Annotated in this window: 14 protein-coding genes and 1 pseudogene; all 15 read right to left on the bottom strand. The window is 60.4% G+C overall.

Annotated features, from left to right (window positions below):
• Nucleotides 1-3: 3 nt before the first annotated feature.
• On the bottom strand, nt 4-1,011 hold the full coding sequence (gene nuoH, locus FEE99_RS21435) for an NADH-quinone oxidoreductase subunit NuoH (protein ID WP_016775282.1): 1,008 nt from the start codon (nt 1,009-1,011) through the stop codon (nt 4-6).
• Nucleotides 1,008-3,723, bottom strand: a pseudogene (gene nuoG, locus FEE99_RS21430) (NADH-quinone oxidoreductase subunit NuoG). The gene nuoH and the pseudogene nuoG overlap by 4 nt, the downstream one beginning before the upstream one ends.
• 136 nt (nt 3,724-3,859) lie before the next feature.
• The gene (nuoF, locus tag FEE99_RS21425) at nt 3,860-5,215 is read right to left on the bottom strand and encodes an NADH-quinone oxidoreductase subunit NuoF (protein ID WP_024013417.1); all 1,356 of its coding nucleotides are present in this window, start codon (nt 5,213-5,215) and stop codon (nt 3,860-3,862) included.
• Nucleotides 5,212-5,709, bottom strand: coding sequence for an NADH-quinone oxidoreductase subunit NuoE (gene nuoE, locus FEE99_RS21420; protein ID WP_003223804.1), 498 nt, complete (start codon nt 5,707-5,709; stop codon nt 5,212-5,214). Before nuoE ends, nuoF begins: the two co-directional genes overlap by 4 nt.
• A 2-nt stretch (nt 5,710-5,711) precedes the next feature.
• Complete coding sequence (gene nuoC, locus FEE99_RS21415; protein WP_041477079.1) at nt 5,712-7,496, bottom strand: NADH-quinone oxidoreductase subunit C/D; 1,785 nt, start codon at nt 7,494-7,496, stop codon at nt 5,712-5,714.
• A gap of 69 nt (nt 7,497-7,565) precedes the next feature.
• Nucleotides 7,566-8,240: a NuoB/complex I 20 kDa subunit family protein gene (locus FEE99_RS21410; protein WP_016775278.1), complete on the bottom strand. Its 675-nt coding sequence runs from the start codon at nt 8,238-8,240 to the stop codon at nt 7,566-7,568.
• A 10-nt stretch (nt 8,241-8,250) separates the two neighbouring features.
• The gene (locus tag FEE99_RS21405) at nt 8,251-8,664 is read right to left on the bottom strand and encodes an NADH-quinone oxidoreductase subunit A (RefSeq protein WP_003223812.1); all 414 of its coding nucleotides are present in this window, start codon (nt 8,662-8,664) and stop codon (nt 8,251-8,253) included.
• Nucleotides 8,665-9,294: 630 nt separating this feature from the next.
• On the bottom strand, nt 9,295-10,620 hold the full coding sequence (gene aceA / locus FEE99_RS21400) for an isocitrate lyase (RefSeq protein WP_003223815.1): 1,326 nt from the start codon (nt 10,618-10,620) through the stop codon (nt 9,295-9,297).
• 474 nt (nt 10,621-11,094) lie between these two features.
• The gene (locus tag FEE99_RS21395; RefSeq protein ID WP_024013416.1) at nt 11,095-11,856 is read right to left on the bottom strand and encodes a secretin N-terminal domain-containing protein; all 762 of its coding nucleotides are present in this window, start codon (nt 11,854-11,856) and stop codon (nt 11,095-11,097) included.
• 287 nt (nt 11,857-12,143) lie between these two features.
• Nucleotides 12,144-12,569, bottom strand: coding sequence for a GNAT family N-acetyltransferase (locus tag FEE99_RS21390; protein WP_016775275.1), 426 nt, complete (start codon nt 12,567-12,569; stop codon nt 12,144-12,146).
• Nucleotides 12,562-13,731 (bottom strand): ribosomal protein uL16 3-hydroxylase, encoded by a 1,170-nt coding sequence (locus FEE99_RS21385; RefSeq protein WP_016775274.1) that lies wholly within the window; start codon nt 13,729-13,731, stop codon nt 12,562-12,564. Before FEE99_RS21385 ends, FEE99_RS21390 begins: the two co-directional genes overlap by 8 nt.
• Nucleotides 13,732-13,818: 87 nt before the next feature.
• Complete coding sequence (gene purB, locus FEE99_RS21380) at nt 13,819-15,189, bottom strand: adenylosuccinate lyase (RefSeq protein WP_041477078.1); 1,371 nt, start codon at nt 15,187-15,189, stop codon at nt 13,819-13,821.
• Nucleotides 15,190-15,315: 126 nt separating this feature from the next.
• On the bottom strand, nt 15,316-15,939 hold the full coding sequence (gene hflD, locus FEE99_RS21375; RefSeq protein WP_039763308.1) for a high frequency lysogenization protein HflD: 624 nt from the start codon (nt 15,937-15,939) through the stop codon (nt 15,316-15,318).
• Nucleotides 15,936-17,060: a tRNA 2-thiouridine(34) synthase MnmA gene (mnmA, locus tag FEE99_RS21370; RefSeq protein ID WP_041477077.1), complete on the bottom strand. Its 1,125-nt coding sequence runs from the start codon at nt 17,058-17,060 to the stop codon at nt 15,936-15,938. The genes hflD and mnmA overlap by 4 nt, the downstream gene beginning before the upstream one ends.
• 59 nt (nt 17,061-17,119) lie before the next feature.
• Entirely contained in the window at nt 17,120-17,566 is a 447-nt protein-coding gene (locus tag FEE99_RS21365; protein ID WP_041477075.1) for an NUDIX hydrolase, read from the bottom strand.
• Nucleotides 17,567-17,758: the final 192 nt, after the last annotated feature.

The following is a 17,758-nucleotide window of genomic DNA, read 5'->3' as shown; positions in this document are numbered from 1 at the left end:
TCCTCACTGAACCGCAACCGCAGGCGTGTTCATCAACACAACCGCAGCGGTCACCAGCAAATTGATCAGGGTCAGTGGCAGGCAGAATTTCCAGCTGAAATCCATCACCTGGTCATAACGCGGACGCGGGATGGAAGCGCGCAGCAGGATGAACAGCATGATGAAGAACGCGGTCTTCAGTGCGAACCAGACGAAGGACAGTTGCGGCAGGATGCCGAACGGACCGTGCCAGCCACCGAAGAACAGGGTGACCAGCAGCGCCGAGATCAGGATGATGCCGATGTATTCACCGACGAAGAACATGCCCCATTTCATACCGGCGTATTCAATGTGGTAACCGTCGGCCAGTTCCTGTTCCGCTTCCGGCTGGTCGAACGGGTGACGGTGAGTCACGGCGACGCCAGCGATGAAGAAGGTACAGAAGCCGAAGAACTGCGGAATGATGAACCACAGGTTCTGCGCCTGGTATTCGACGATGTCGCGCATGTTGAACGAGCCGACCTGCACCACGATTCCCATCAGGGCCAGGCCCATGAACACTTCGTAGGACACGGTCTGCGCCGAGGCACGCAAGCTGCCGAGCAGGGCGAACTTGTTGTTGCTCGACCAGCCGGCGAACAGCACCGCGTAGACGGACAGACCGGCCATGGCGAAGAAGAACAGCAGGCCGATGTTCAGATCCGCCACGCCCCAGGTCGGGGTGATCGGGATAATCGCAAAGGCGATCAGCAGGGCGGACATGGCCACCACCGGCGCCAAGGTGAAGATCACCTTGTCGGCAAACGGCGGGGTCCAGTCTTCCTTGAAGAACATCTTCAGCATGTCGGCGGCGATCTGGAACATGCCGAACGGACCAACGCGGTTCGGACCGTAACGGTCCTGCCACCAGCCCAGCAGGCGACGTTCGACAAAGCTGAGCAAGGCGCCCGCGACCACCACGGCCAGCAGGATCACGATGGCTTTGATGACCGTCAGGATCACATCGATCACTTCAGGGGTGAACCAGGTCATTGCGCTGCCTCCTGCAGACCGTCGACGGATACGCCGGCGAATGCCGGTGGAATGCCGGCGATGCCCGCAGGCAATGCCACCAGACCGGCGCCCAGTTCTTCATTGATGCGCAGCGGCAGACGCAATGTCTGACCGGCAACGTTCAGGCTCAGCAGAGCACCGTCGTTGACGCCGAGGCGATCCGCTTCGGATTTCGCCAGAGCCACGTACGGAGCCGGAATGCGTTCCTGTACCGGTGCGGCTTTCGAAGAGTTTTCTTCGCTGCCGAACAGGTGGTAGAACGGCACGGCCTGCCAGGTGCCCGGCGCCGGATTGAATGCGCGCGGAGCAGCAGCGAACCAGTTCAGCGAGTCGCCAGTGCTTTCGATCAGGCGTGTGCCCGGGTCGCCAGCGCGCAGATGACCACCGACTTCGTCCTGGAACTTGTTCCACGCTTGTGGCGAGTTCCAGCCCGGCGACCATGCAAATGGCACCTGCTGACGCGGTTCGGCAGAGCCCGAGTAACCTTCCATGGAGAAGGCGAACGCGGTGTCCTGGTCTTGCGGGGTGCGTGGTTCGTGAACGCTGATGTCGGCGCGCATCGCGGTGCGACCGGAGTAACGCAGCGGCTCACGGGCCAGTTTCAGACCCTTGATGCGGAAAGCAGCGGAAGGTGCAGCATCGACGATACGTGCCAGTTGCGCGGTGCTCGAGGCAACGGCAGCAGTGACGTGGTCGAGTTGCGTCCAGTCGATCGGCTGGTTCAGCAGGGCCGCGCGCAGGGCGTGCAGCCAGCGCCAGCCTTCGTGCACCAGAATGCTCGCGTCCAGGTATTGCGGATCGAAAACCTGGAAGAAGCGCTGGGCGCGGCCTTCCTGGCTGACCAGCGTACCGTCGCCCTCGGCGAAGCTCGCCGCTGGCAGAACCAGGTGCGCGCGATCAGTGGTGGCGGTTTTCTGATGGTCAGCGACGATCACCACTTTAGCGGCGTTCAGTGCAGCATCGACCTTGGCGTTGGCAGTGCGGGTGTACAGATCGTTTTCCAGCACGACGATCGCGTCGGCCTTGCCATCGATGACCGCTTGCAGCGCGGCGTCGACCGACTCGCCACCGAGCATGGCCAGACCGAGGCTGTTGGCCTCCGGCACGATCAGGCTGATCGAACCGTTCTTCTCGCGCAGCTTCAGGGCTTTGGCGATGTTCGCGGCAGCTTCGATCAAGGCTTTCGAGCCCAGCGAAGTACCGGCGATGATCAGCGGGCGCTTGGCGGCGAGCAGGGCATCGGCGATGCGCTGCGCCAGTTCCAGGGCTTCGGCGTCCAGACCTGCGACGGCCGGAGCGCTGGCATCCAGCGCGTGAGCCACGGCGAACCCGATGCGTGCCAGGTCGTCGGGAGCGGCGTGTACGCATTCTTCAGCGACGTCGTCGAGCTTGGTTTCGGCGAGGCTGGCGATGAACAGCGGGTTCAGCGCGTGCTGACCGATGTTCTTCACCGCCGCGTCGAGCCAAGGCTGGACGCGCATGGCTTCGGCCATGTCTTCAGCCTTGCCCTTGACCGACTGACGCAGAGCCAGCGCCATACGTGCAGCGGTCTGGGTCAGGTCTTCACCGAGGACGAAGATCGCGTCGTGGTCTTCGATGTCGCGCATGTTCGGCACTGGCAGCGGGCTGTCGTTCAGCACCTGCAGGACCAGACGAATGCGCTCCAGCTCGGAGGCTTCGATACCCGAATAGAAGTGCTCGGCACCGACCAGTTCGCGCAACGCGTAGTTGCTTTCAAGACTGGCGCGTGGCGAACCGATGCCGACGATGTTGCGTCCGCGCAGCAGGTCGGCGGCTTTGTCCAGCGCAGCGTCGAGGCTGAGCTTGGTGCCATCGGCCAGCAGCGGCTGACGTGGACGGTCAGTGCGGTTGACGTAGCCATAACCGAAACGGCCACGGTCGCAGAGGAAGTATTGGTTCACCGAACCGTTGAAACGGTTTTCGATGCGACGCAGTTCACCGTAACGCTCGCCCGGGGAAATGTTGCAACCGCTCGAGCAGCCATGGCAGATGCTCGGGGGCGAACTGCATGTCCCACTTGCGGTTGTAGCGCTCGGAGTGAGTCTTGTCGGTGAACACGCCGGTCGGGCAGACCTCGGTGAGGTTGCCGGAGAACTCGCTTTCGAGGGTGCCGTCTTCAACGCGACCGAAGTACACGTTGTCGTGGGCGCCGAACACACCGAGGTCGGTACCGCCGGCGTAGTCCTTGTAGAAACGCACGCAGCGGTAGCAAGCAATGCAGCGGTTCATTTCGTGGGAAATGAACGGGCCGAGTTGCTGGTTCTGGTGGGTGCGTTTGCTGAAGCGATAACGGCGCTCGTTGTGGCCGGTCATCACTGTCATGTCTTGCAGGTGGCAGTGACCGCCTTCCTCGCACACCGGGCAGTCGTGCGGGTGGTTGGTCATCAGCCATTCGACAACACTGGCGCGGAACGCCTTGGATTCTTCATCGTCGATGGAGATCCAGGTGTTGTCGGTGGCCGGGGTCATGCAGGACATGACGATACGACCACGGGTGTCGTTCTCGTCGGTGTACTGCTTGACCGCGCACTGGCGGCAGGCCCCGACGCTACCAAGCGCGGGGTGCCAGCAGAAATATGGAATGTCGAGGCCCAGCGACAGACATGCCTGTAACAGGTTGTCTGCCCCGTCGACTTCGAGCGCTTTGCCGTCTACGTGGATAGTGGCCATGGTTCAAAGGTCTTCGTTGGCCCGGTGTCAGCGGGCGTGGCTAATGGAATCTTGTTATGCGTCCGAATCCAAACAGCCCCGGAGGGCGTCATCGGACGAAAGGCGAAGGGCACGGACCCTTCGCCTTTTTAAGCGTTTACGCGCCGACTACGATCGGCCTTGCCAGAGGCGGGACGGCGGCGCTGACAGGCGCGATACCGGCTTCGAACTCTGGACGGAAGTATTTGATGGCGCTGCCCAGCGGCTCCACGGCTCCCGGTGCGTGAGCACAGAAGGTCTTGCCCGGGCCGAGGAAACCGACCAGACCCAGCAGGGTCTCGATGTCGCCCGGCTGGCCCTTGCCCTGTTCGATGGCCATCAGGAGCTTGACGCTCCATGGCAGACCATCGCGGCACGGGGTGCAGAAACCGCAGGATTCGCGAGCGAAGAACTGCTCCATGTTGCGCAGCAGCGAGACCATGTTGACGCTGTCATCCACCGCCATCGCCAGACCGGTACCCATCCGGGTGCCGACCTTGGCGATACCGCCGGCATACATTTGTGCGTCGAGGTGCTCGGGCAGGAGGAAACCGGTACCGGCGCCGCCTGGCTGCCAGGCCTTGAGCTTGAAGCCGTCGCGCATGCCGCCGGCGTAATCTTCGAACAGTTCACGACCGGTGACGCCGAATGGCAGTTCCCACAGGCCCGGGTTCTTGACCTTGCCGGAAAAGCCCATGAGTTTGGTGCCCATGTCTTCGGAGCCTTCGCGGGCCAACGATTTGTACCAGTCAACGCCGTCGGCAATGATCGCCGGCACGTTGCACAGGGTTTCGACGTTGTTCACGCAGGTCGGCTTGCCCCACACGCCGACGGCGGCAGGGAAGGGCGGCTTGGAGCGCGGGTTGGCGCGGCGGCCTTCGAGGGAGTTGATCAGCGCGGTTTCTTCACCGCAGATGTAACGCCCGGCGCCGGTGTGGACGAACAGCTCGAAATCGAAACCCGAACCGAGAATGTTCTTGCCCAGCAGGCCGGCCGCCTTGGCTTCTTCCACGGCACGGTTGAGGTGCTTGGCGGCGGTGGTGTATTCGCCGCGCAGGAAGATGTAGCCACGGTAGGTTTTCAGCGCACGGGCACTGATCAGCATGCCTTCGATCAGCAGATGGGGCAGTTGCTCCATCAGCATGCGGTCTTTCCAGGTGTTCGGCTCCATTTCATCCGCGTTGCACAGCAGGTAGCGGATGTTGATGGATTCGTCCTTGGGCATCAGGCCCCACTTCACGCCAGTGGGGAAGCCGGCACCGCCGCGACCTTTGAGGCCAGCGTCTTTGACGGTCTGGACGATGGCGTCCTGATCCATCTCGGCGAAGGCTTTGCGCGCAGCGGCGTAACCGTTCTTGGCCTGGTACTCGTCAAGCCACACGGCTTCGCCGTCATCGCGCAGACGCCAGGTCAGCGGGTGAGTCTCGGCCGAGCGCTGGATGCGGTTGGCTGGACCAAAAGATGTCAGGGTCATACGTAGCCCTCGAGCAGTTTGGCCACGCCAGCAGGCTGCACGTCGCCGAAGGTGTCGTCGTCGATCATCAGCGCCGGTGCCTTGTCGCAGTTGCCGAGGCAGCAAACAGGCAGCAGGGTGAAACGACCGTCGGCGGTGGTCTGACCCAGGCCGATGCCCAGATTGTTCTGGATTTCGCTGACCACCGACTCGTGGCCGCCGATGTAGCAGACCATGCTGTCGCAGACGCGAATGATGTGGCGGCCGACCGGCTGACGGAAGATCTGGCTGTAGAACGTCGCCACGCCTTCAACGTCGCTGGCCGGGATGCCGAGGATCTCGCCGATCGCGTAGAGGGCGCCATCCGGCACCCAGCCGCGTTCCTTCTGGACGATCTTCAGGGCTTCGATCGACGCCGCGCGCGGGTCTTCGTAGTGATGCAGCTCGTGCTCGATGGCCGAGCGCTCGGTTTCACTCAAGGTGAAACGGTCTGTCTGGATAAGCGTGCTGTTCATGCTTAGCGGTCCACGTCGGCCATAACGAAGTCGATACTACCCAGGTACGCAATCAAGTCCGCGACCATGCTGCCTTTGATCACCGAAGGGATCTGTTGCAGATGCGGGAAGCTCGGAGTACGGATCCGGGTACGGTAGCTCATGGTGCCGCCGTCGCTCGTCAGGTAATAACTGTTGATGCCCTTGGTCGCTTCGATCATCTGGAAGGATTCGTTGGCCGGCATGACCGGGCCCCACGAAACCTGCAGGAAGTGCGTGATCAGGGTTTCGATGTGCTGCAGCGTGCGTTCTTTCGGCGGCGGCGTGGTCAGCGGGTGATCCGCCTTGTACGGGCCTTCCGGCATGTTGCGCATGCATTGATCGATGATCTTGATGCTCTGGCGCATCTCTTCGACGCGGACCATGCAGCGGTCGTAGGCATCGCCGTTGACGGCCAGTGGCACTTCGAATTCGAAGTTCTCGTAGCCCGAGTACGGACGCGCTTTGCGCAGGTCGAAATCGCAACCGGTCGAACGCAGGCCGGCACCGGTGACGCCCCATTCCAGGGCCTCTTTGGTGTTGTAGGCCGCGACGCCGACGGTACGACCCTTGAGGATGCTGTTCTGCAGGGCGGCTTTGGTGTATTCGTCCAGACGCTTGGGCATCCACTCGACGAAGTCCTTGACCAGTTTTTCCCAGCCGCGCGGCAGGTCGTGGGCAACGCCGCCGATGCGGTACCAGGCCGGGTGCAGACGGAAACCGGTGATGGCTTCGATCACCGTGTACGCCTTCTGGCGGTCGGTGAAGGTGAAGAACACCGGGGTCATGGCGCCGACGTCCTGGATGTAGGTACCCAGGAACAGCAGGTGACTGGTGATCCGGAAGAACTCTGCCATCATGATGCGGATGACGTCGACCTTCTGCGGCACCTTGATGCCGGCGAGCTTCTCGACCGAGAGCACGTACGGCAGGTTGTTCATCACGCCGCCGAGGTAGTCGATGCGGTCAGTGTACGGAATGTAGCTGTGCCAGGACTGGCGCTCGCCCATCTTCTCGGCGCCACGGTGGTGGTAACCGATGTCCGGGACGCAATCGACGATCTCTTCGCCGTCCAGCTGCAGGATGATGCGGAACGCACCGTGCGCCGAAGGGTGGTTCGGGCCGAGGTTGAGGAACATGTAGTCCTCGTTGGCACCGGAACGCTTCATGCCCCAGTCTTCCGGACGGAAGCGCGCGGCTTCCTCTTCCAACTGCTGCTTGGCGAGGTTCAGGCTGTACGGATCGAATTCGGTGGCGCGCGCCGGGAAGTCCTTGCGCAGCGGGTGACCTTCCCAGGTCGGCGGCATCATGATGCGCGACAGGTGCGGGTGGCCTTTGAAGTCGATGCCGAACATGTCCCAGACTTCGCGCTCGTACCAGTTGGCGTTGGGCCAGATGCTGGTGACGGAAGGCATGCTGAGGTCGCCTTCGGACAAGGCCACCTTGATCATCACGTCACTATTACGCTCCAGCGACATGAGGTGATAGAACACGGTGAAATCGGCGCCGGTTGGCAGCCCTTGACGCTTGGTGCGCAGACGCTCGTCCACGCCGTGCAGGTCATAGAGCATGACGTACGGCTTGGGCAGGTTGCGCAGGAAAGTCAGGACTTCAACCAGTTTGGCACGGGCCACCCACAGCACCGGCATGCCGGTGCGGGTTGCCTGCGCGGTGAACGCTTCGGCGCCAAAACGGTTGTTCAGTTCGACGACCACATCCTGGTCGTCTGCCTTGTAAGGCGGGATGTACAGAGCACTGCCTGTAGTCATGGTTATTTTTTCGCTTTCGGTCAACGTAAAGAATGAAGCCAGCTTCTCGTTACTTGGAACAGAACTGGATCAGACTTCGTCAGGGCTGCGCAGATTGGTGACTGCGATTCGCTGTTCGCGGCGCTGTTCCTTCTGCGATGGCATGTCGGCGCGATACACGCCTTGATCACCAACGACCCAGGAAAGCGGGCGACGCTCCTGTCCAATCGATTCCTGCAACAGCATCAAGCCTTGCAGAAATGCTTCCGGACGGGGCGGGCAGCCAGGTACGTAGACGTCCACGGGCAAGAACTTGTCCACCCCTTGAACCACGGAGTAGATGTCGTACATGCCGCCGGAGTTGGCACACGAACCCATGGAGATAACCCATTTCGGTTCGAGCATTTGCTCGTAGAGACGCTGAATGATCGGCGCCATCTTGATGAAGCAGGTACCGGCGATAACCATGAAGTCGGCCTGACGCGGCGAGGCCCGGATGACTTCGGCGCCAAAGCGCGCGATGTCGTGGGGCGCCGTGAAGGCGGTGGTCATTTCCACGTAGCAGCACGACAGGCCGAAGTTGTACGGCCACAGGGAGTTCTTACGTCCCCAGTTGACCGCGCCACTCAGCACGTCTTCCAGCTTGCCCATGAAAATGTTTTTGTGAACTTGATCTTCTAACGGATCGGCAACGGTTTCCCGCTGGCCAATCGGATACTGCTCGTTAGGAGCATCGGGGTCGATCCTGGTGAGATTGTATTGCATTGCCAAAGCCTCATTGTTTCAGCTTCGCTTGCCGCTTGCGACGAGCTTCCGGAGCCCAGTCAAGGGCGCCCACTCGGAACAGGTAGACAAGACCTGCCAACAGAATTGCTATGAAAACGAGAGCTTCGACGAATCCGGTCCAGCCGCTTTCGCGGACGGACACAGACCATGCAAAGAGAAAGAGGGCTTCGATATCGAAGATCACGAAGAGCATCGCGACCAGATAGAATTTGGCTGAGAGCCGCAAGCGGGCGCCACCGGTAGGTAGCATGCCCGACTCGAACGGTTCATTTTTGCTGCGACCCCAGGCTTTTGACCCGAGGAGGCTGGAGACGCCAAGCATGAAGGCACACAGGCCGACGACACCCAGAAGGAAAATGGCAAAGCCCCAGTTGTGGGCCATGAGTCCTGTCGCTTCGGGCATGCTGGTAATCCTTAACAGAGAGCAAAGGTCTCTGAGCTTGATAAAGAAATAAGGCAGTGACGATATGTCGCAGCAATCAATCGGGCTGATTTTATGGCTAAACACCCGGCAAGTAAAATTCCAAAGGCGAAATTATTTACCGGATTAAGGACATAGCGCCTCCTGAAGGCGCTGCGGCCCATGCGTTGCGGGCATTAGCCGGGTTTCCGTCAATTATGTTTTGTAGGCTTTGTAACGAACATAGTTGTCGCTAAATGATAATTGATATCGTTTGGAGTGGTTTTGTAACTGTTTAACGAGTGAGTGGCTGGGAAGTTGTCTTACTTGCGCGTTACTGCAAGTAGCGAAGCCTACCTTTTTAGCGGAAATTTCTGACGCTTGTAGCGCTTCAGATCAATGTTTTGCGCTGACGCCATAGATCCCCTGTAGGAGCTGCCGAAGGCTGCGATCTTTAGATTTTGCTTTTGAGGGGCAAGATCAAAAGATCGCAGCCTTCGGCAGCTCCTACCCTGCGCGAATCGATTTCCCCAGGCAAAAAAACGCCCCGATCCAGTCGGGGCGTCAGTCTTGCGGCTTTGCGGTTAGCTTTTTATTCGATCCGCAAAGGCCGTTTGCTCAGGTGAAGCCGAATCAGTGGAACTGTTCTTCTTCGGTCGAACCGGTCAGCGCGGTCACCGAGGACGAGCCGCCCTGGATCACGGTGGTCATGTCGTCGAAGTAGCCAGTGCCCACTTCCTGCTGGTGCGCAACGAAGGTGTAACCCTTGGCGGCGTCAGCGAATTCCTGCTCTTGCAGCTTCACGTAGGCGGTCATGTCGTTGCGGGCGTAGTCGTGCGCCAGGTTGAACATGCTGTGCCACATGTTGTGAATGCCGGCCAGGGTGATGAACTGGTGCTTGTAGCCCATGGCGGACAGTTCGCGCTGGAACTTGGCGATGGTCGCGTCGTCCAGGTTCTTCTTCCAGTTGAAGGAAGGCGAGCAGTTGTACGACAGCAACTGGTCCGGGTATTCCTTCTTGATTGCTTCAGCGAAGCGACGGGCTTCTTCCAGATCCGGCTTGGCGGTTTCGCACCAGATCAGGTCGGCGTACGGTGCGTAAGCCAAGCCACGGGCGATCGCTTGATCCAGGCCGGCACGTACCTTGTAGAAACCTTCCTGAGTACGCTCGCCGGTCACGAATGGCTGATCGTACGGGTCGCAGTCGGAAGTCAGCAGGTCAGCCGCGTTGGCGTCGGTGCGGGCCAGAATGATGGTCGGCGTGCCAGCGACGTCAGCGGCCAAACGGGCCGCGGTCAGCTTCTGCACGGCTTCCTGGGTTGGCACCAGAACCTTGCCGCCCATGTGGCCACATTTCTTCACCGAAGCCAGTTGGTCTTCGAAGTGAACGCCAGCGGCGCCTGCTTCGATCATGCTTTTCATCAGCTCGTAGGCGTTGAGTACGCCGCCGAAGCCGGCTTCAGCGTCGGCCACGATTGGCGCGAAGTAGTCGATGTAGCCTTCATCGCCCGGATTCTTGCCGGCCTTCCACTGGATCTGGTCAGCGCGACGGAACGAGTTGTTGATGCGCTTGACCACGGTCGGTACCGAGTCAACCGGGTACAGCGACTGATCCGGGTACATGGATTCTGCGGAGTTGTTGTCCGCAGCAACCTGCCAGCCGGACAGGTAGATCGCCTGGATACCGGCCTTGACCTGCTGAACAGCCTGGCCGCCGGTCAGGGCGCCCATGCAGTTGACGAAATCTTTCTCTGGACGGAAGGACGGCTTGGCACCCTGGGTAACCAGGTTCCACAGCTTCTCGGCGCCCATCTTCGCGAAGGTGTGCTCAGGCTGAACCGAGCCACGCAGGCGGACCACGTCAGCAGCGGAGTAAGTGCGAGTCACGCCTTTCCAGCGCGGGTTCTCGGCCCAGTCTTTTTCGAGGGCTGCAATTTGCTGTTCGCGTGTCAGTGCCATGGAGATAAACCTCGTCGCGTCTTTTATGAAAAGTTGTTCTGCGGTGGAAAATTCCTGCGCTCGCTGACCAGAAGCTTAGGTGGTCAAGTCGAATTCGGCGGGGTAGGCGACGGGATGAACGATGGGCTCGAGGGGAAGTGAGCAGGTAGTGGCGCGGTGCGGGCGCATTCCGGCGTCGTGGGCCTTTATACGGTCTGCAGCGTGAAGCCGGGTTACCTAAATACGCTTCCGTCCCTCGGGACAACTTCGTTCCAGTCGGCAACCTCGTCAAACACACCTTGTGGGCGGTACAGACACGAAACGGTTCGCGGGATAGGTGCGAACGGCGCTTCGAAGGCCCTTGCCAGGGCCTCTGATTAGCGGGAGCGAGGCCATCATGCCTTCGCTTTTTGGCCTCGTCAAACGTTTTGTAGTGCTTTTTTCAGGGCACTACATCTTTCGTCTAATACGACTAATCAGTCAGTTTTCGGTGCTTTAGTCCAGTGTGTCGACTTTCACCCGCAAGGTCATGTCATCCCGGCCTTGAGTCGAGTAGCTGCGGGTCAGCCCCTGTTTGTCGGCCTGAGTCTGGCTGTTGACGCCCGCCAGGGTGATCCATTCGCCGAGGCGTCCGGTGACGGTTGTGTCGGTGCTTTGCACGTTCACTACATCGGGACGTTCCTGGCTCATGCGGTCACGGTTGGTACTGATCGCCAGATGAACGGTCTCGCCGGTGACGCTGGCGGTGACGTAGAAGCCCTGGGTGACGTTGCGGTATTGGGTCTCGCTGCTGTAACCGCCGTATGAATCGCTCTGGGTGTTGGTGATTGGCACGCTCTGGCCAACCTGGATCAGCGCCGGAGTGCCTTCACTGGTCTGCACTTGCTGAACGCCGCCATTGCGGCTGGTGGTGCTGCGGCTGATGATCCGGGTCTGGTTCGGCTGGGCGCCGTTGACCGAATAACCTTCGTCGCCACGGCCATTGTTTTCGTTGGTGTCGACGGTGATCAGCAAGCGCTTCGGTGCGGTATCGAGTTGCGCCAGCAGATCTTTCAGTTCCTGTATCTTGCCCGGCTCGGCTTTGACGATCAGCTGATTGCCGTAAGCGCTGACCTGACCGTCCTGACCGATGAAATCCTGCGCCACTGGCAACATGTCAGCGCTGGTGTGGTATTTGAGGGGGACGATTTCTGTAGCTGCCAGCACCGAAAAACTGCAGCCGAGCAGCAGGGTGGTGAGCAGGGTGCGTAGGGACATGTCCGTTATCTCCGCTTTCGAAAGGCTTGATATTGCCAGTTTGTCGGCCCGGGGTGGGGCAAGTTGAATCGTAGACAGCAAAACGCCCCGACATCCGAAAATGGCGGGGCGTTTTGTGGTGTGCTTGCGGCCATTGTGGCGAGGGGATTTATCCCCGCTCGGCTGCGCAGCAGTCGCCGACCCATCGCGCTCGATTTAACTGACTCACCGAGTTTTCTGGATTTGGGGCTGCTTCGCAGCCCAGCGGGGATAAATCCCCTCGCCACAGGGATCTAGAGGTCTCGGAATCAGGCCGAATGCCGAACCATGTCGACATGCGGAATGCCGGCCTCAAGAAACTCCTCGCTGACCAGGCTGAAGCCCAGGCGCTCATAGAACGCCGTGGCCTGCACCTGAGCGCTGAGCTTCTGTTGCTTCAAGCCGCGTGCTTCGGCTTCGGCGATGACCGCTTGCATCAACGCGTCACCGACCTTCATTCCGCGCCAGTCTTTGAGTACCGAAACCCGACCGATATGCCCATCGGGCAGCAGTCGCGCCGTGCCGATCGGGAAGTCGCCTTCGAACGCCAGAAAATGCACGGCGGTCGCGTCATCGGCGTCCCACTCAAGCTCGGGTGGCACCGATTGTTCGGCGATGAATACCGTTTCACGAATGCGCCGGATCTCGGCGATATCCTTCTGCCAGTCTGCGACACGAACGCGAATTTTATTCATCGGCGAACCCCAGGCTTCCTTGCTTGACCAGTTCGCAGAGCAGGCTGCGGCCGTCTTCATCGCTCAGCCATTCGCCGAGGTTGTCGGCGTGCAGGGCGTCAGCGGCGCAGATCAGCTTCAACAGTTCGCGCAGCTTGCCCGGCAGGTAACGGCTCTGGCCGCTGGCGAACAGCAGCAGATCGTCATCGACTTCCGACCAGGCCAGGCGCGCGCTCGGGTTGCGGATCAGCACGGCGCCGTCCTGCAGGGCGGCGAGGAAGTCTTCTTCTTCGACGTCTTCCGGGCCGACCACCAGTTCCGGGTAGCGCGGCTCGGTCATGTACTGGCCGAACCAGGTCAGCAGCAGGCGCTCATCGCTCATGTGCTCGGCGAGCAGGCTTTTCAGGCGATCCAGTGCGTCATGTTGAATCTGGTGCGGATCAACCGCCGGTTTGGCGTCGGCATCGGTGTAGCGCTCTTCGTCGGTCAGGAACTGGCTGAGGAAGTCGGTGAAGTGGGTCAGCACTTCAGCAGCGCTCGGCGCACGGAAGCCGACCGAGTAGGTCATGCAGTTGTCGACTGCGACGCCGCAATGGGCCAGGCGCGGCGGCAGGTAGAGCATGTCGCCTGGCTCCAGCACCCATTCTTCGGTCTCGTGGAATTCAGCGAGGATGCGCAGGTCAGCGTGCTGCAGGAGCGGGCTCTCGGAATCGCACATCTGGCCGATTTTCCAGTTGCGCTTGCCATGGCCCTGCAGCAGGAACACATCGTAGTTGTCGAAATGCGGGCCGACGCTGCCACCCGGTGCGGCAAAGCTGATCATCACGTCATCGACGCGCCAGCTCGGCAGGAAGCGGAAGTTTTCCAGCAGTTCGCTGACTTCCGGCACGAACTGGTCAACCGCTTGCACCAGCAGTGTCCACTCTTTTTCCGGCAGTTTGCTGAACTCGTCTTCGGCAAACGGGCCGCGACGCAGTTCCCATGGACGCTCGCCATGTTCGATCACCAGGCGCGATTCGACTTCTTCTTCCAGGGCCAGGCCGGCCAGTTCGTCGGCGTCGATCGGGCTTTCGAAGTCAGGAATCGCCTGACGGATCAGCAGCGGTTTTTTCTGCCAGTAGTCACGCAGGAATTCGCGTGCTGTGAGGCCGCCCAGAAGTTGAAGAGGAATATCGGAATTCATATGTAACCTATTGAAAAAAAGCACTTTTCAGACGGGAATAAAAAACGCCCGGCGCGGCCGGGCGTCTCAAACGGGGCAAACGGTCGATCAGATGCGTTTGGCTTGTGCCACTGCGTTGCCGATGTAGTTGGCCGGGGTCAGTTGCTTGAGCTCGGCTTTGGCTTCGGCTGGCATGTCCAGACCATCGATGAAAGTCTGCAACGCTTCAGGGCTGATGCCCTTGCCGCGGGTCAGTTCTTTCAGCTTTTCGTACGGGTTTTCGATGTTGTAGCGACGCATCACGGTCTGGATCGGCTCAGCCAATACTTCCCAGCAAGCATCGAGGTCAGCGGCAATCTTCTGCTCGTTGAGCTCGAGTTTGCTGATGCCTTTGAGGCTGGCTTCGTAAGCGATCACGCTGTGGGCGAAGCCGACACCGAGGTTGCGCAGGACGGTGGAGTCGGTCAGGTCGCGCTGCCAGCGGGAGATCGGCAGCTTGCTCGCCAGGTGCTGGAACAATGCGTTGGCGATACCCAGGTTGCCTTCGGAGTTTTCGAAGTCGATCGGGTTGACCTTGTGCGGCATGGTCGACGAACCGATTTCACCAGCGATGGTGCGCTGCTTGAAATAACCCAAGGAGATATAGCCCCAGATGTCGCGGTCGAAGTCGATCAGGATGGTGTTGAAGCGTGCGATAGCGTCGAACAGCTCGGCGATGTAGTCGTGCGGTTCGATCTGCGTGGTGTACGGGTTGAAGCCCAGGCCCAGTTCGTCTTCGATGAAGGCGCGGGCGTTGGCTTCCCAGTCGATCTGCGGATAGGCCGACAGGTGCGCGTTGTAGTTGCCGACAGCGCCGTTGATCTTGCCCAGCAGCGGCACGGCAGCGACTTGAGCGATCTGACGCTCGAGACGGTAAACCACGTTGGCCAGTTCTTTACCCAGAGTAGTCGGCGAAGCCGGCTGGCCGTGGGTGCGCGACAGCATCGGCACGTCGGCGAAACGGATGGCCAGTTCGCGGATGGCGTTGGCGGTCTGGCGCATCAGCGGCAGCATCACGTCGTCACGACCTTCGCGCAGCATCAGGGCGTGGGACAGGTTGTTGATGTCTTCGCTGGTGCAGGCAAAGTGGATGAATTCGCTGACCTTGGCCAGCTCCGGCAGCTTGGCCGCCTGCTCTTTGAGCAGGTATTCGATCGCTTTGACGTCGTGGTTGGTGGTGCGCTCGATCTCTTTGACGCGCTCGGCGTGCTCCAGCGAGAAGTTTTCAGCCAGTTCATTGAGAACGGCGTTGGCCTCGGCGGAGAAGGCTGGCACTTCAGGGATGCCAGCATGGGCGGCCAGGCGCTGGAGCCAGCGCACTTCAATCAGAACGCGGGCACGGATCAGGCCGTACTCGCTGAAAATCGGGCGCAGGGCCTGGGTTTTGCCGGCGTAGCGGCCGTCAACAGGGGAAACCGCAGTGAGCGAAGAGAGCTGCATGGGGTGTTCTCGGACAGTCGGGCAACGAAATGGGGCGCGTATCATACATGAAAAAATCCGCCGGTCCGTCGCCAACTGACCGGCGTATTACGCGTTACAGACTACAAAGCCTTCGTGACGCGGCGTTTACTCGCTGCGCATCAACGGATAAAGCTCTTTAAGCAACTTGCGGCGGCTGATCACCAACTGCCAGCGATGACCACCGAGCTGACGCCACAGGCGCGCCGAGCGGATACCGGCGAGGAGCAGGGCGCGGATCTTCGAGGCATTGCTCGGCTGCTGCAGGTTGCGCATGTCGCCATGCACCTGAATGCGCTGGCGCAGGGTGCTCAACGTGTCCTGGTACAACGCACCGCAAGCGGCGACGACGTTTTCGTGGGCCGGGCCAAAATGCTCCACCTGGGACTGAATCTGCGGCAGGCGTTTGGCAATCGTCTCAAGCATGTCGTCACGCTTGGCCAGTTGCCGCTCCAGACCGAGCATCGACAGCGCGTAGCGCAACGGCTCGCGCTGCAAGGTGCTCGGATCGCGCTCAAGGGCGCCAATCAGCGCGCGATAACCCTCGCGCAGATTGATGTCGTCGCCGCCGTACACGTCCAGCGTATCTTTCGGGTCGCGGACCAGCAGGCTGCCGAGCATGCAACTCAGGCCGGCCTCGTTGGTCTGGCCGGTCTTGGCGATGCGATCGACCAGCACGGCGGCGAGAAACACACCGCCCAGCGCTGTCAGTTGCTCCTGAGTCGGGCTCATGCCTGGCCGCTCCACGGCTCGGCCACTTCGATCACGCCGCCACCCAAGCAGATTTCACCGTCATAGAACACCACCGATTGGCCCGGCGTCACCGCGCGTTGCGGTTCGTCGAACACGGCGCGATAACCGCTGGCGGTTTTTTCCAGGGTGCAGGCCTGATCGCTCTGGCGATAGCGCACTTTCGCCGTCAGGCGCAGCGGCTGGCTCAGGTCGATCGGGTTGACCCAGTAAATTTCCGAAGCGAGCAGGGCGCTGGAGAACAGCCACGGATGGTTGTTGCCCTGGCCGACGATCAGCTCGTTGCTCTGCAGATCCTTGCGCAGCACGTACCACGGCTCGTCACCGGCATCCTTCAAGCCGCCGATGCCGAGGCCCTGACGCTGGCCGATGGTGTGGTACATCAAGCCGTGGTGACGGCCGATGACTTCGCCTTCGGTGGTCTTGATCTCGCCCGGTTGTGCCGGCAGGTATTGCTTGAGGAAATCGCTGAAACGGCGCTCGCCAATGAAGCAGATCCCGGTGGAATCCTTCTTTTTGGCGGTGGCCAGTTCGTATTTCTCGGCAATCGCGCGCACTTCAGGCTTTTCCAGTTCGCCGACCGGGAACAGGGTCTTGGCGATCTGTTCGCCGCCGACGGCGTGCAGGAAATAGCTCTGATCCTTGTTCGGATCGAGGCCCTTGAGCAGTTCGGTGCGACCATCGATATCACGGCGGCGCACGTAGTGGCCGGTGGCGATCAGGTCGGCGCCGAGCATCATCGCGTAGTCGAGGAACGCTTTGAACTTGATCTCGCGGTTGCACAGGATGTCCGGGTTCGGCGTGCGCCCGGCCTTGTATTCGGCGAGGAAGTGCTCGAACACGTTGTCCCAGTACTCGGCGGCAAAGTTGGCGGTGTGCAGCTTGATGCCGATCTTGTCGCATACAGCCTGCGCATCCGCCAGGTCGTCCATGGCGGTGCAGTATTCCGTTCCGTCGTCTTCTTCCCAGTTCTTCATGAACAGGCCTTCCACTTCATAACCCTGCTCGATCAGCAGAAGGGCGGAAACGGAAGAGTCCACGCCGCCGGACATGCCGACAATGACGCGCTTCTTGGATGTGTCAGAAGGGGCTGGATCACGCATAGGGATTCAATGAGTGTCTTGGAAAAGGGCGCGATTCTATCAGGCTCGCGGCCGCAAGGCTAAAGAGAAGGGCGGATCAGTTCGAGGCTGAAGTGATGACCGGCCAGATAATCGTCGATGCAACGGATGATCAGTTCACTGCGCCAGTTGTCGCGCTGGGCGATTAATTCGTCGCGGGTCAGCCACTTGGCGCCGACGATGCCGTCGTCAAGCCGGTAATCCGGATGATGCTGCACGGCTTTGGCGCTGAAGCATATGCGCTGGTAAGTCACACCGTTGCTCGGCGCTGTATACAGATAAATGCCGATCACGCCGGTGGGTTCGACGTCCCAACCGGTCTCTTCGAGGGTTTCGCGAATCGCCGCGTCGATCAGGGTTTCATCCGGATCGAGATGCCCGGCGGGCTGGTTGAGCACATTGCGCCCACCTTTGTGCTCTTCGACCATCAGGAAGCGGCCGTTGTCCTCGACGATGGTGGCGACGGTGATGTGGGGGAGCCATTCCATAAAACCTTCCTCAATATCCAGGTTAAAACTCGACCCCCTGTGGGAGCGAGCCTGCTCGCGAAAGCGGTGGGTCAGTCAATGAAGGTGCTGAATGATAAACCGCATTCGCGAGCAGGCTCGCTCCCACAAGGGATTTATGTTGTCAGTAGAAACACAAACCCCGGCACAAGGCCGGGGTCTGTTCACCGCATT

The organism is Pseudomonas sp. ef1 (genome assembly GCF_007293365.2).
Classification (GTDB): domain Bacteria; phylum Pseudomonadota; class Gammaproteobacteria; order Pseudomonadales; family Pseudomonadaceae; genus Aquipseudomonas; species Aquipseudomonas siliginis.
This window is presented reverse-complemented; position numbering and strand designations above follow the sequence as displayed.

Coding starts and splice junctions, on each gene's coding strand:
- hflD (WP_039763308.1), bottom strand. CDS start 15,939: ATGAGCCCGACTCAGGAGCAACTGACAGCGCTGGGCGGTGTGTTTCTC.
- nuoE (WP_003223804.1), bottom strand. CDS start 5,709: ATGAACAGCACGCTTATCCAGACAGACCGTTTCACCTTGAGTGAAACC.
- FEE99_RS21395 (WP_024013416.1), bottom strand. CDS start 11,856: ATGTCCCTACGCACCCTGCTCACCACCCTGCTGCTCGGCTGCAGTTTT.
- FEE99_RS21405 (WP_003223812.1), bottom strand. CDS start 8,664: ATGCCCGAAGCGACAGGACTCATGGCCCACAACTGGGGCTTTGCCATT.
- nuoC (WP_041477079.1), bottom strand. CDS start 7,496: ATGACTACAGGCAGTGCTCTGTACATCCCGCCTTACAAGGCAGACGAC.
- nuoF (WP_024013417.1), bottom strand. CDS start 5,215: ATGACCCTGACATCTTTTGGTCCAGCCAACCGCATCCAGCGCTCGGCC.
- nuoH (WP_016775282.1), bottom strand. CDS start 1,011: ATGACCTGGTTCACCCCTGAAGTGATCGATGTGATCCTGACGGTCATC.
- purB (WP_041477078.1), bottom strand. CDS start 15,189: ATGCAGCTCTCTTCGCTCACTGCGGTTTCCCCTGTTGACGGCCGCTAC.
- aceA (WP_003223815.1), bottom strand. CDS start 10,620: ATGGCACTGACACGCGAACAGCAAATTGCAGCCCTCGAAAAAGACTGG.
- mnmA (WP_041477077.1), bottom strand. CDS start 17,060: ATGCGTGATCCAGCCCCTTCTGACACATCCAAGAAGCGCGTCATTGTC.
- FEE99_RS21365 (WP_041477075.1), bottom strand. CDS start 17,566: ATGGAATGGCTCCCCCACATCACCGTCGCCACCATCGTCGAGGACAAC.
- FEE99_RS21390 (WP_016775275.1), bottom strand. CDS start 12,569: ATGAATAAAATTCGCGTTCGTGTCGCAGACTGGCAGAAGGATATCGCC.
- FEE99_RS21385 (WP_016775274.1), bottom strand. CDS start 13,731: ATGAATTCCGATATTCCTCTTCAACTTCTGGGCGGCCTCACAGCACGC.
- FEE99_RS21410 (WP_016775278.1), bottom strand. CDS start 8,240: ATGCAATACAATCTCACCAGGATCGACCCCGATGCTCCTAACGAGCAG.